Source organism: Kaistia soli DSM 19436, from assembly GCF_900129325.1.
GTDB lineage: Bacteria > Pseudomonadota > Alphaproteobacteria > Rhizobiales > Kaistiaceae > Kaistia > Kaistia soli.
The window spans coordinates 1611678-1624078 of the sequence record NZ_FQUP01000001.1 but is presented as its reverse complement, the minus strand read 5'-3'; the positions used below and the strand labels follow the sequence as shown (position 1 = coordinate 1624078).

General features: G+C 65.2%; 11 protein-coding genes. 6 read left to right on the top strand and 5 right to left on the bottom strand.

All coding sequences use genetic code 11. The annotated features are described in order from the left end of the window. Position 1: 1 nt before the first annotated feature. A complete protein-coding gene (cueR, locus tag BUB39_RS07925; protein WP_073052371.1) occupies positions 2 to 439 on the top strand; it encodes a Cu(I)-responsive transcriptional regulator in 438 nt (145 codons plus the stop codon). Here cueR and BUB39_RS07920 read toward each other — a convergent pair. Further along, positions 426 to 1193: an SDR family NAD(P)-dependent oxidoreductase gene (locus BUB39_RS07920; RefSeq protein WP_073052370.1), complete on the bottom strand. Its 768-nt coding sequence runs from the start codon at positions 1191 to 1193 to the stop codon at positions 426 to 428. The two genes, cueR and BUB39_RS07920, sit on opposite strands and share 14 nt — an antisense overlap. A gap of 112 nt (positions 1194 to 1305) precedes the next feature. Here BUB39_RS07920 and BUB39_RS07915 point away from each other — a divergent pair, with 112 nt between their 5' ends. Beyond that, entirely contained in the window at positions 1306 to 2139 is an 834-nt protein-coding gene (locus BUB39_RS07915; protein WP_073052874.1) for an inositol monophosphatase family protein, read from the top strand. Here the strand turns inward: BUB39_RS07915 and BUB39_RS07910 are convergent. The 4 genes from BUB39_RS07910 to BUB39_RS07895 all read right to left on the bottom strand — a co-directional run bounded on the left by BUB39_RS07910 (position 2100) and on the right by BUB39_RS07895 (position 6267). After that, entirely contained in the window at positions 2100 to 2987 is an 888-nt protein-coding gene (locus BUB39_RS07910; RefSeq protein WP_084526997.1) for a glycerophosphodiester phosphodiesterase, read from the bottom strand. The two genes, BUB39_RS07915 and BUB39_RS07910, sit on opposite strands and share 40 nt — an antisense overlap. A 137-nt stretch (positions 2988 to 3124) precedes the next feature. Beyond that, positions 3125 to 4120, bottom strand: coding sequence for an inositol 2-dehydrogenase (gene iolG / locus BUB39_RS07905; protein WP_073052369.1), 996 nt, complete (start codon positions 4118 to 4120; stop codon positions 3125 to 3127). A 29-nt stretch (positions 4121 to 4149) separates the two neighbouring features. Beyond that, positions 4150 to 5268 (bottom strand): Gfo/Idh/MocA family protein, encoded by a 1119-nt coding sequence (locus tag BUB39_RS07900; protein ID WP_073052368.1) that lies wholly within the window; start codon positions 5266 to 5268, stop codon positions 4150 to 4152. A 147-nt stretch (positions 5269 to 5415) separates the two neighbouring features. After that, positions 5416 to 6267, bottom strand: coding sequence for a MurR/RpiR family transcriptional regulator (locus BUB39_RS07895; RefSeq protein ID WP_073052367.1), 852 nt, complete (start codon positions 6265 to 6267; stop codon positions 5416 to 5418). A gap of 160 nt (positions 6268 to 6427) precedes the next feature. Here BUB39_RS07895 and BUB39_RS07890 point away from each other — a divergent pair, with 160 nt between their 5' ends. From BUB39_RS07890 to iolB, 4 genes are all read left to right on the top strand, one after another. Further along, positions 6428 to 8383: a bifunctional 5-dehydro-2-deoxygluconokinase/5-dehydro-2-deoxyphosphogluconate aldolase gene (locus BUB39_RS07890; protein ID WP_073052366.1), complete on the top strand. Its 1956-nt coding sequence runs from the start codon at positions 6428 to 6430 to the stop codon at positions 8381 to 8383. Positions 8384 to 8564: 181 nt separating this feature from the next. Further along, positions 8565 to 10412: a 3D-(3,5/4)-trihydroxycyclohexane-1,2-dione acylhydrolase (decyclizing) gene (gene iolD, locus BUB39_RS07885; RefSeq protein ID WP_073052365.1), complete on the top strand. Its 1848-nt coding sequence runs from the start codon at positions 8565 to 8567 to the stop codon at positions 10410 to 10412. A 199-nt stretch (positions 10413 to 10611) separates the two neighbouring features. Continuing rightward, the gene (gene iolE / locus BUB39_RS07880) at positions 10612 to 11496 is read left to right on the top strand and encodes a myo-inosose-2 dehydratase (protein ID WP_073052364.1); all 885 of its coding nucleotides are present in this window, start codon (positions 10612 to 10614) and stop codon (positions 11494 to 11496) included. A 51-nt stretch (positions 11497 to 11547) separates the two neighbouring features. Beyond that, the gene (gene iolB / locus BUB39_RS07875; RefSeq protein ID WP_073052363.1) at positions 11548 to 12348 is read left to right on the top strand and encodes a 5-deoxy-glucuronate isomerase; all 801 of its coding nucleotides are present in this window, start codon (positions 11548 to 11550) and stop codon (positions 12346 to 12348) included. Positions 12349 to 12401: the final 53 nt, after the last annotated feature.

Here is a 12401-nt window from a genome sequence, read left to right as displayed (position 1 = left end):
CATGAATATCGGCGAAGCCTCGCGGGCCTCGGGCGTATCGGCCAAGATGATCCGCTACTATGAGAGCATCGGCCTCATCGCCGATGCGGCGCGCACCGAGGCCGGCTACCGCACCTATCAGCCCAGCGACGTCGAGACGTTGCGCTTCATCCGCCGCGCCCGCGACCTCGGCTTCTCGGTCGAGGAGATGACGACGCTGCTAGCGCTCTGGCGCGACAAGAGCCGCGAAAGCGCCGAGGTGAAGCGGATCGCGCTCGGCCATGTCGCCGACATCGAGCGCCGCATTCGCGAGCTCGAAGGCATGGCACGCACGCTCCGTCACCTCGCCGGCCACTGCCATGGCGATCACCGCCCGGACTGCCCGATTCTCGACGACCTCGCCGAGGGCTTGGTGGCTGATGCCGAACCGGCGCCGGCGCGGGCGTTCAGGCGGCCGTGAAGGCGTTGTCGACGAAGAGGTGCGTACCGTTGACGAAGCTGGCATCGTCGCTGGCGAGGAAGAGCACCGCGCGCGCCACCTCCTCCGGCTCGCAGATGCGCCCCTGCTGCGCGGCGAGCGCGGCGTCGGAGACATCGACGCCGTAGCGCAACAGGTCTGTCACCTCGCGATTGCCGTGCGGCGTGCGGACGAAGCCCGGACAGACGGCATTGCAGCGAATGTTGCGATCGCGGAACTCGACAGCGATCGCGCGCGCGAACATGTGGCAGGCGCCCTTGGTCGTGTCGTAGAGCACTTCCATCGGTGTCGCCGCCACGGCCGAGATCGAAGACGTGCAGACGATTGAGCCGCCGCCGCCTGCGATCATGTGCGGGAGCACCGCCTTGGTCATCAGGAACATGCTCTTGACGTTGATGGCCGTGAGGCGGTCCCATTCTTCCTCGGTCGTCTCGAGGAATGGCTTGATGACGATCGAGCCGGCATGGTTGAACAGCACGTCGATGCGACCGAAAGCAGCCATCGCGCCGGCAACCGCCGCCTCGACATCCGCGGCCTGCGAGACGTCGGCCGTGAACGCGATAGCGTCGCCTCCCGCTGCATGGATCTCCGCGACGAGCGCTGCTGCTGCCTCAGCGTTGCGGTCGACGATGGCGACCCGCGCGCCCTCCCGGGCGAACAGGGCGGATGTGGCCCCGCCCATGCCGGTCGCGCCGCCCGAAATCAGCGCCGTCTTGCCCTGCAGCCGTCCTGCCATGTTCGTCTCCCGCATCCCATGAACGCGAAGCTAGCGGATTTGCATGGCCATCGCCGCAATCAATTCGCCATTGCCAGCTGCTATGGACGACAGCCCCGAGAAGGATTCATCAATGCCGCCGCGCCTCGCCGATATCGCCGCCCTCCCCGCCATCACGCCTTCGGAGCGTAGCCGCGCCATGCTGGCGGCGGCGATCGCCGGCGCGCGGGCAATCGAGGCTCTTGGCGGCAGGCATGAGCGGGAACGTCTCACGTTGAAGGGCGCCCGCGACTTCCAGACGGCGGCCGACATCGCGTCCGAGCGGGCGATCACGGCCGCGCTCCTTGACCGCTTTCCGGACCATGCGATCACAGGCGAGGAAGAGACCGCGATTCCTGGTAGCGCCGACGGGACCTTCCTCATCGACCCGATCGACGGAACCACCAACTTTGCCTGGGGCCTGCCCTTCTTCGGCATCTGCATCGCGCTAGTCGAAAACGGCGAGACGGTTGCCGGCGTCGTCCTCGATCCCTCGCTCGGCGAAGCCTTCGTGGCTGAGAAGGGACTTGGCGCCTATAGAAACGGCGAGAGACTGGCCATCCATCGCAGTCTTGCGCCCAACGAAGCCTTGATCGCCGCAAGCTTGCCGGTCCCGGGCCAGGTGCGCAGCATTCCGGTCGAGACCTACCACCTGGCGCTGCGCGCGGTCATGGATACGGCCGCCGGAACGCGGCGCCTCGGCTCGGCGGCGCTCAGCCTTTGCTATGTCGCCGCGAGCCGGCACGATGCCTTCTTCGAGGACGGCCTCTCGCCGCTCGACTACGCCGCCGCCGCACTGGTCCTGTCGGAAGCCGGCGGCGCCGTCACCGGTTTTCACGGCGGCCCAGTCGATGCGCGCGGCGCCGTGCTCGGCACCAATCCCAGTCTTCAGCCCTGGCTGTTGTCGCTGCTTTCGAATAGCGCCTGAAGCGCGATCGGCTCGTCGGTGGTGATCTGATCGACCTCGAGCGCCACCAGATGGCGGAGACTGGTCGCGGCATCCGGATGATCGGTGTTGAGCGTCCACGCATCGACCAGCTTGTCGGCGGCATGGAAAGCGCCGACGACGTCATATCCAAGCGCCGCCGCCTTCAGCACGATCGGATAATCGAGATAGATCGTCGAGGCCGCGCCGGCTGTATCAATCGCCGCCGCGACAAAGCCGGCATATTCGTCGGCGGTCGCGAGCCCGGCGACGACCTTCGGCTCCGAGGGATCATACCCGGCCGCAAGGCCCGGCACGGCTCCGGCCAGAATTCGAACCGCCTCGATATCGGCGCAGGAGAGGATGCACCGATCCGCGACCGGGGCGACGATGGCGGCGAAGCGCGCGACGACGGCCGGCGTCAGCACCGCAGCCGTCTCCTTGAGATCGAGCTGGACGAGCGCATCGGGGGTAGCGCTGTTTTTAGCCAGCAAGACAAGATCATCGAGCAGCAGCACAGCCTCCTCGCTCGGCGTGCCATCTGGATGGCGCATGGAGAGGCCGCGCAGCGTCGCGATCGTGGCCGATGCGACCGGCCCCGAGCCGGTCGTCTCGCGGTCGAGCGTTTCGTCGTGCAGCACGACGAAGCCGTCCTCGGCATGGAGACGCAAGTCGATCTCCGAAGACGCCCCTAGCGCGAGAGCCTCGGCGAGCACAGTCGGCGTGAACGGCACATCGTCACGGTGCCGCTTCAGACGGTGCCATTTGAGCCGCACGCGATGATCGCCGCTCCAGATCGCAACGCCATCGGCGGCGGGGACCTCGTTCATCAGTTCGACCAGTTCACGCATGGCGTCACACTCCGCTTTCCGTTCCGGCCAGCCAGCAACGTTGAACCGGCTCCCTCCGATCGCGATCGAACGGAGTGACGGACGCTAGATACGCGCCGTGACGCTCATGTGAACCGGTCGAGAGATGCCCTCTCCTGTCAGGCGGCAATCTCTACGACACGCTTTTCCTTGGCCGACTTCAAGGCAGCCTCCGCCAGAAGCAAAGCGCGGAGGCCGTCCTCGCCGGTCGGGCTCACGGGAGCGCCGGAAACGATGGTCGCGATGAACGCGCTGATCTCGGCGCGGTAGGCTTCGGTGTAGCGCGTCATGAAGAAGTTGAGCAGCGGCTCGCGAAGATAGCCAGTGCTGTTGGCGATCTCGACATTGGTGGCGCGAAGATTGTCAGCCGAGACGAGGCCCTTCTCGCCCAGCACTTCAATGCGCTGGTCATAGCCATAGGAGGCGCGGCGCGTGTTCGAGATCTGCGCGATGCGGCCAGACTTGGTGGTGAGCACGATCGAGGCGCTGTCATAATCGCCGAGCTCGCCAATTTCAGGATCGACCAGCACCGAGGCGCTGGCGAAGACGCTGACCGGCTCTTCGCCGAGCAGGAAGCGCGCCATGTCGAAATCATGGATGGTCATGTCGCGAAAGAGCCCGCCCGAGCGCTTGATATAATCGGCCGGCGGCGGTGCCGGATCGCGCGAGGTGATCGACACCATCTCGACCTTGCCGATTGTGCCGGCATCGATCTGACGGCGTACCTCGACAAAATTCGGATCGAAGCGCCGGTTGAAGCCCACCATCAAAGGCACGCCATGCTTGGCGACGACCGCGAGGCAGGCGCGCACGCGCTCGACATCGAGATCGATGGGCTTCTCGCAGAAGATTGCCTTGCCGGCCTTGGCCGCCTGCTCGATCATCGTGGCATGCAGGTCGGTCGGCGTCGTGATGAGGACGGCATCGATATCATCAGCCGCCATGATCGCGTCGGCATCGCGCACTTCCGCGCCCGAGGAAGCCGCGAGCGCCTTGGCGGCGTCAGGAAACGCGTCGGCGACGGCGACGAGCTTGGCTGCGGGAATGGCCGCGATGGCCGCGGCATGCACCTTGCCGATGCGGCCGGCGCCGAGAAGTCCCAGTCTGACAGTCATGAGCTTGATTCCGGTGGAGAGGAGAACAATCAGGAGCCGACGCGCACCCAGGACCGTTCGGCATGGGAGCGGGCCATCGCATGCACGGCCCGCTCGATGGCGAGGCCCGTTTCGAAATCGATGATATGCGCCGGCGCCCCGGCGATGCGCTTCAAGATCTCGTGCGCCTCGATGACCTTGAGGTCGTTGAAGCCGAGACCATGCCCGGGCGCGGGAATGAACTTGTCATAGGGCGGATGGCTGGTACCGGTGAGGATGGTTCGGAAGCCCTGGTTCGCGACCGCGCCACGCGCCTCGAAGAGCTGCAATTCGTTCATCCGCTCCTGGTCAAAGGCGAGCGTCCCCTCGGAGCCGAACACCTGCACGGCGATCCTGCCCTTGCGGCCCCAGGCCGAACGGTTGAGCAGGAGGCTGCCCGAAACGGTGCCGGCGCGGAACAGCACATTGGCGATGTCATGCGTTTCCACCGCCTTGCCGCCAGCGACGGGCCGCGTCTCATAGGGCTTGGCGAGATCGGCGATGACCTCGGTGACCGGCCCGACCAGCACCTGCAGCAGCGACAGCGGATGAACGCCGAAATCGTCGAGCGCTCCGTAGCCGGACGCAGACTGGCTCTTCCAGCCGAACGGCGCCGTGCCATCGGCCATGAAGTCCTCGTCCATCTCGAACCGCACGTGATTGACGGTGCCGATCGCTCCTTCGGCGATCAGCGCCTTCATGTGCCACATCGCGGGATTCTGGATGTAGTTGTAGCCGAGCGCAGTCACCTTGCCGGCCTTGCCGGCGGCTGCGAGCATGGCCTCGGCGTCGGCGAGCGATGTCGCCATCGGCTTTTCACACCAGACGTGCTTGCCAGCTTCGAGTGCCGCGATCGCCATCTCGGCGTGGAAGGCATTCGGCGTGGTGATAGAGACGATCTCGACCTCGGGATCTTCGACCACGCGACGCCAGTCGCCCGAGCCTCGCGCGAAGCCGAGTTCTGCCGCCTTGGTCGCAGCAAGCCCTGCATTGGCCTCGCCAAGATGCACGAGGCGCGGCCGAGCGACATCGCCAAAGGTCGGCGCCACCGCGTTCCAGGCGAGCGCATGGCACTTGCCCATATAGCCGGTGCCGATCAGCCCGACACCGATCCCATCGCCAGCGCTCACGTCGTTCCTCCCGTCCGCAAGGCGTACCCCAATCTCCTGCCCGGTCGATGCCTCACGTCGAGGAAGAGAAGCAGGATCGAATGCGGCGCCTTTGTCCAAAACGAAACATAAATTCCGCCATGGCGTCAATGCGGAACATTCCGTCCATCACGCGCGTCGCGCGTCGGCCACCGCAACCGCCAGTGTCATGGCAAGGGCCATCGTCGCCGAAAGCAGGCGAAAGCCCTCGAAATCGGCTTCCACAACCTCGAACCAGACGCAATCCTTGGTAATCAGCGGGCTGAATGGGCTGTCCGTGATGACGACCAGCGGCACGTTCTGCTCCGCGACCTGGCGCGTATAGGCGAGCGCCGCCGAAGCGTAGGGCGTGAACGAAACCGCGATTGCCGCGTCGCGCGGACCGGCGAAACCGAGCGTCTCCGGATCCGTACCCTGCGGCGAGCCGACCAGCACGGACTTCACCCCGAGCTTGCCGAAGGCGTAGCTGAGATAAGACGAGACTGGATAGGACCGGCGCTGGCCGACGAGATAGATCGTCTCGGCCTGCGCCAGCAACATGACAGCCGCATCGATGCGCTCGACGGGCACGCGTTCGCGCAGCGCCTCTGCGGAACGTTCGATTCCATCGCAGAAACCGGCAAAAAGAGCCGCCGTCTTGGCATTGCCGCCAGTATGCGTATCGAGCGCCCGCAGCCGCTCGGAATAGCTCGACGTCCTGTCGCGCAGCCGGTCCTGGAAGACCTCCTGCAGGTCCGAGAAGCCCTGATAGCCGAAGGCCTGCGCGAAACGTACCAGCGTCGAGGGTTGCACCTCGGCCTTGACCGCGATGCTGGCAGCCGTGCCGAAGGCGACATCATCAGGGTTGGCCATGGCATAGGCGGCGACTTGGGCGAGACGCTTCGGCAACTGGTCCTTGCGGCTGACCATCGCCTCGCGAAGCTGCCAGAAATCACGCGGCGCGGCACTTACCACCTGGATCTCGTCGCGTTCGCTGCTCATCCGCCATTCCGTCGTCGATCAGATCGGCAGGCCGACTGGTCCGGCCACCCCGGCGCATCTTGACGATGCGTCGCGATTTGAAATATTCATTCCATGAATTCGAATTTCAGTCCACACATTCCATAACCGGCGGATGCCAGAGCCGGATCCGGGAGGGAATATGACCGAGATCAAGCGCGCTCACGCACAGACCGGTCACGATTCCGGCGCCCGGACGCTCGACGTCATCACGATCGGCCGCTCCTCGGTCGATCTATACGGCCAGCAGATCGGTTCGAAGCTCGAGGACATCACCTCCTTCGCCAAGTCGGTCGGCGGCTGCCCTTCCAACATCGCAATCGGCACGGCGCGGCTCGGGCTCAAGTCCGGCGTGATCACGCGCGTTGGCGACGAGCAGATGGGACGCTTCATTCGCGAGCAGATGGCGCGCGAGGGTGTCGCGACCGCGGGCATCGCCATCGACCCTGATAGACTGACGGCGCTCGTCCTGCTGGCGGTGGAGGATGAAGGCGTTTCGCCGATGATCTTCTATCGCACCGATTGCGCCGACATGGCGCTCTCTGAGACCGATATCGATGAGGGCTTCATCGCGAGCGCATCGGCGATCGTCGTCACCGGCACGCATTTTTCGCGCGAAGCGAGCGCCGCGGCGCAGCACAAAGCGATCCGCATCGCCAAGGCAAACGGCAACCGCGTCGTCTTCGACATCGACTACCGCCCCAATCTCTGGGGGCTCGCCGGCCATGCCAGCGGGTTCGAACGCTATGTGAAGTCGGATCGGGTTTCCGACCAGTTGAAGACGGTTTTGGCCGATTGCGACCTCATCGTCGGCACCGAAGAGGAAATCCGCATCGCCTCTGGCGCGGACGACGTTCTCAGTGCACTGAAGGCGATCCGTGCGCTGTCCGATGCGACGATCGTGCTGAAGCGCGGCGCGATGGGTTGCATCGTCTATGACGGCCCCATCACCGAGGACCTCGAAGACGGCATTGTCGGCGATGGCTTCCCGATCGAGGTCTATAACGTGCTCGGCGCCGGCGACGCCTTCATGTCCGGCTTCCTGCGTGGCTGGCTCAAGGGCGAACCGCTCAAGACCTCGGCCACCTGGGCCAATGCCTGCGGCGCCTTCGCCGTCTCGCGGCTGCTCTGCTCGCCCGAATATCCGACCTGGGCCGAACTCAGCCATTTCCTGGAAAAAGGCAGCAAAGAGCGTGCGCTGCGCAAGGATGCCGATCTTGCCCATATCCATTGGGCGACGACCCGGCGCGGCGCCACTGGCGAATTGCTCGCCTTCGCCATCGATCATCGCAGCCAGCTCGAGGCGGTCGCCGACCGGCTTGGCGCGCCGCGCGAAAAGATCGAGGAGTTGAAGGTGCTGGCCGTCGAGGCGGCCGCCCGCGTCGCAAAGGGCCGGCCCGGATTCGGCATGCTGCTCGACAGCACTTATGGCCGCAAGGCGATGGCGAAAGCAGCACGACAGGACTTCTGGATCGGACGGCCGGTCGAGAAGCCGGGTTCGCGACCGCTCGATTTCGATCACCTTCCCGATCTCGGCAGCCATCTGGTCGAATGGCCGATCGGCCACACCGTGAAATGCCTCTGCTTCTACCATCCGGATGACAGCGAAGACCTGAAAGCCCGACAAGAGCGCGAATTGCTGCGCCTCGCCGATGCGGCGCTCACCGTCGGCCGCGAATTGCTAGTCGAGATCATCGCGGGCAAGAACGGCCCGGTCGACGACACGACAATCGCGCGTGTCCTGACTCGTCTCTATGATCTCGGAATTCGCCCCGACTGGTGGAAGCTCGAACCGCAAAAGACCGCCGCGGCCTGGCGCAACATCAGCGATGTGATCGCAGCGCGCGATCCCTGGTGCCGCGGCATCGTCATGCTGGGTCTGGAAGCGCCGGAGCACGAGCTGGTCGAAGCCTTCGGCGCCGCGCAGGCAACGCCTCTCGTGCGCGGCTTCGCTGTCGGACGGACGATCTTCGCCGAGGCCGCCGAACACTGGCTGTCGGGCGCCATTACAGACGAAGAGGCTGTCGCCGACATGGCATCGAAATTCGGACGGCTGGTCGCGGCGTGGCAGGATGTGCGCCAGACAACGGCGGCCTAGGCGCAATGAGGTGACTTCGCTCACTGTCATTGCCGGGCTTGACCCCGCATTTCAGAAGCGCGGGGATGGAGCGCGGGCTTCAGGAAAGTCTGGATTGCCGGGTCAAGCCCGGCAATGACAAGAATAACAGGCGGGACATCCGAGGACGTCCCGGTCACGAGGGAATGCGAGGAGACAGTCCATGACCACGATCCGCCTCACCATGGCGCAAGCGCTGACCCGCTTCCTCGCCAACCAGATGACCGAGATCGACGGCGCGCGGGTGCCGCTCTTCGCCGGCGTCTGGGCGATCTTCGGCCATGGCAATGTAGCCGGCCTTGGCGAGGCGCTCTATGCCGCCCGCGATCAGCTGCCGACCTTCCGCGCCCATAACGAGCAGGCGATGGCCCACGCCGCTGTCGCCTTCGCCAAGGCCAGTTTTCGCCGCCGGATGATGGCGGTGACGTCCTCGATCGGCCCCGGCGCAACCAACATGGTCACCGCCGCCGCGCTTGCGCATGTCAACCGCCTGCCCGTCCTCCTCCTGCCCGGCGACGTCTTCGCCAATCGCCGGCCGGACCCGGTACTGCAGCAGGTCGAGGATTTCGGTGACGGCACGGTTTCGGCCAATGACTGCTTCCGCCCGGTGTCGCGCTATTTCGACCGCATCACGCGGCCGGAGCAGATCATCCCGGCGCTGCATCGCGCGATGGCCGTGCTGACCGATCCGGCTGAATGCGGCCCCGTCACGCTGGCGCTCTGCCAGGACGTTCAGGCCGAGGCCTATGACTATCCGGCGAGCTTCTTCGACGAACGCGTCTGGACGCCGCGGCGCATGCGCCCCTCCGAGGACGAGCTTTCGGCTGCCATCGCCGCGCTTCGCGCCGCCGAGCGGCCGCTGATCGTCTCCGGCGGTGGCACGCTCTATTCAGGCGCCACGGAAGCGCTGAAGGCCTTTGCCGAACGCTTCGGCATTCCGGTCTCCGAGACGCAAGCCGGCAAGTCGTCGCTGCCGGCCGCTCATACGCTCAACATGGGCTCGATCGGCGTCACCGGCACCTCCGCTTCGAACCAGCTCGCCGAAGACGCGGATGTCATCCTCGCCGTCGGCTCGCGGCTGCAGGACTTCACCACCGGCTCTTGGGCGCTGTTCAAGAACAACAGCCAGACCGTGATCGGCCTCAATCCGCAGGTGTTCGACGCCACCAAGCATCGCGCGCTGCCGCTCGTCGCCGATGCGCTGGCTGGACTCAAGGACCTTGCCGCCGATCTCGGCGGCTGGCGCGCTCCGGAAAGCTGGACGAAGCGGGCGACCGAGGGCCGTACGGCCTGGTTCGCGGACGCGGACAAGGCGACCGCCGTAACCAATGCACCTCTTCCCTCCGATGGTCAGGTCATCGGCGCGGTCCAGCGCGTGCTCGGCAGCGAGGCAACCCTCGTCTGCGCGTCGGGCGGACTGCCGGGTGAATTGCACAAGTTGTGGCAGGCAGGCGCGCCGGGCTCCTACCATCTCGACTATGGCTTCTCGACCATGGGTTACGAGATCGCGGGCGGCCTCGGTGCCAAAATGGCGAAGCCTCAGGACGAGGTCGTCGTCATGCTCGGCGACGGCTCGTATCTGATGATGAATTCGGAGATCGCGACCTCGGTGATGCTCGGGCTGAAGCTCGTCATCGTCGTGCTCGACAATTCGGGCTTTGGCTGCATCAACCGCCTGCAGATGGCCACCGGCGGCGCCAACTTCAACAATCTCTTCCGCGATACCCGACACGAGGTCCTGCCGGCGATCGACTTCGCCGCGCATGCCGCGAGCCTCGGGGCGATCGCCAAAAAGGTGGCCTCGATCGCCGAACTCGAGGCCGGCCTTGCCGAGGCGAAGTCCAACAGCCGTACCACCGTTCTGGTCATCGACACCGACCCTTTGATCACCACCGAGGCCGGAGGTCACTGGTGGGACGTCGCGGTGCCGGAGGTCAGCGACCGCCCGACGGTCAATGCCGCGCGCGCGGCCTATGAAGCGGCGCTAAAGGCCCAGCGTTTCGTGAATTGACCCGATGGTCGTCGACGCCGTTGCCTCAGAGCCCAAGCTCCACATCTGTCATTGCCGGGCTTGACCCGGCAATTCAGACTTGCTTCGGCATGGCGTCATAGAGAACGAGTTAGCCTGGATTGCCGGGTCAAGCCCGGCAATGACAGGCAGCGATAGCAGTCGATACAGCCCCGCGCGGGCATTTGGAGGATAAGCCACAATGATCCGCATCGGCGCCAACCCGATCTGCTGGTCCAATGACGACATGCAGGAAATCGGCGGCGACATTCCGCTTGAGCAATGCCTGACCGAGGCGAAGGCCATCGGCATTGAGGGCATGGAGCTTGGCAACAAGTTCCCGCACAAGGCCGCCGAACTCCGCCCGATCCTCGAAGCGCATGGCCTCGACCTCGTCTCGGGCTGGTATTCGACCTTCCTGATCGAGCGTGACGCCGAGAGCGAGTTCGCCGCAGCGCGGCCACATATCGACCTGCTGAAGGCTTTCGGCTGCAAGGTCCTGATCGCGGCGGAATGCACCCGCACGGTTCACGGCACCAAATCTGCGCCGCTCTCCTCGCGTCCCGAGATGAGCGAGACCGAATGGGCTCACTTCAACACCGGCCTGACGAAGTTCGCCGACTTCCTCGCCGATGAGGGCCTGACGCTCGTCTATCACCACCATATGGGCACGGTGATCCAGACCGAGGACGAGATCGACCGGATGATGGCCTCGACCGGCCCTGCGGTGAAGCTGCTGCTCGACACCGGTCACCTGACGTGGGCCGGCGCCGATCCGGCCGAGGTGGCCCGTCGCTACCACGACCGCATCGCCCATGTTCACACCAAGGATGTCCGCCTCGACGTGGCGCAGGAAGCCGCGGAAAAGGACTGGTCGTTCCTCGATTCGGTGCTGGCCGGCGTCTATACCGTGCCGGGCGATGGTTCGGTCGACTATGTCTCGGTGTTCAAGGCGCTGCCGAACTATTCCGGCTGGGTCGTCATCGAGGCCGAGCAGGATCCGGTCAAGGCGCCGCCCGCGCAGTATGTGAAGATGGGTTTCGACAATCTGACCCGCTTCATGGCCGAGGCAGGCTGGAAGCGCTGAACCGGCGGCCTGGCCGACGCAGCCGCGTGAACGCACAAGGGAGGAAACCCGATGTCATCCGATCTCCTGGTCAAGCCTTCCGGCAACGAAGGCTGGACCGTCAATATAACGCCGGAGCTGGCTGGGTGGACCTATGTCGGCTTTGACCTGCATCATCTCGCGCCCGGCGAGAGTGCCCATCACCAGACAGGGGATCGCGAGGTTTGCCTCGTCCTCATCTCCGGCACGGCGCGGATCGAGGCCGGTGGCAAGGACTTCGGCGCCGTCGGGACGCGGATGTCACCTTTCGAGGGCAAGCCGGATTCGGTCTATGTGCCCGGCGATTCCGAGTGGAAGGCAACGGCCGAAACGGCGGTGACGCTCGCGGTCTGCTCGGCGCCGTCGCTGGGCGGCGGCCTGCCGGCGCGGCGCATTTCGCCTGACGATGTCGGACAGGAAGTGCGCGGCAAGGGCACCAATGTCCGCTATGTCACCAACATCCTGCCTGAGACGGCGGCGGCGGATTCGCTGCTCGTCGTGGAAGTCATAACGCCGGGCGGCCACACGTCGTCCTATCCCCCGCACAAGCACGACCAGGACAACCTGCCGCACGAATCCGCGCTCGAGGAGACCTATTACCACCGCCTCAACCCGCCGCAGGGCTTTGCATTTCAGCGCGTCTACACGGACGACCGCTCGCTCGACGAGACGCTGTTGATCGAGGACGGAGTCGTGACGCTCGTTCCAAGGGGTTATCACCCCTGCGCCACCATCCACGGCTATGATCTCTATTATCTCAACGTGATGGCCGGCCCGAAGCGGACGTGGAAGTTCCACAATGCGCCGGAGCATGAATGGCTGATGAAGGCCTGAGATGACGGCGCCGCGTTGCATGGCGCGCGGCGCCGATGATATAGGCTCGCTCT

Bases quoted from the DNA above. Each gene is read 5' to 3' on its own strand.
- BUB39_RS07890 (WP_073052366.1), top strand. From the start codon at position 6,428: ATGACCGAGATCAAGCGCGCTCACGCACAGACCGGTCACGATTCCGGC.
- BUB39_RS07920 (WP_073052370.1), bottom strand. From the start codon at position 1,193: ATGGCAGGACGGCTGCAGGGCAAGACGGCGCTGATTTCGGGCGGCGCG.
- iolG (WP_073052369.1), bottom strand. From the start codon at position 4,120: ATGACTGTCAGACTGGGACTTCTCGGCGCCGGCCGCATCGGCAAGGTG.
- iolE (WP_073052364.1), top strand. From the start codon at position 10,612: ATGATCCGCATCGGCGCCAACCCGATCTGCTGGTCCAATGACGACATG.
- BUB39_RS07895 (WP_073052367.1), bottom strand. From the start codon at position 6,267: ATGAGCAGCGAACGCGACGAGATCCAGGTGGTAAGTGCCGCGCCGCGT.
- cueR (WP_073052371.1), top strand. From the start codon at position 2: ATGAATATCGGCGAAGCCTCGCGGGCCTCGGGCGTATCGGCCAAGATG.
- iolD (WP_073052365.1), top strand. From the start codon at position 8,565: ATGACCACGATCCGCCTCACCATGGCGCAAGCGCTGACCCGCTTCCTC.
- iolB (WP_073052363.1), top strand. From the start codon at position 11,548: ATGTCATCCGATCTCCTGGTCAAGCCTTCCGGCAACGAAGGCTGGACC.
- BUB39_RS07915 (WP_073052874.1), top strand. From the start codon at position 1,306: ATGCCGCCGCGCCTCGCCGATATCGCCGCCCTCCCCGCCATCACGCCT.
- BUB39_RS07910 (WP_084526997.1), bottom strand. From the start codon at position 2,987: ATGCGTGAACTGGTCGAACTGATGAACGAGGTCCCCGCCGCCGATGGC.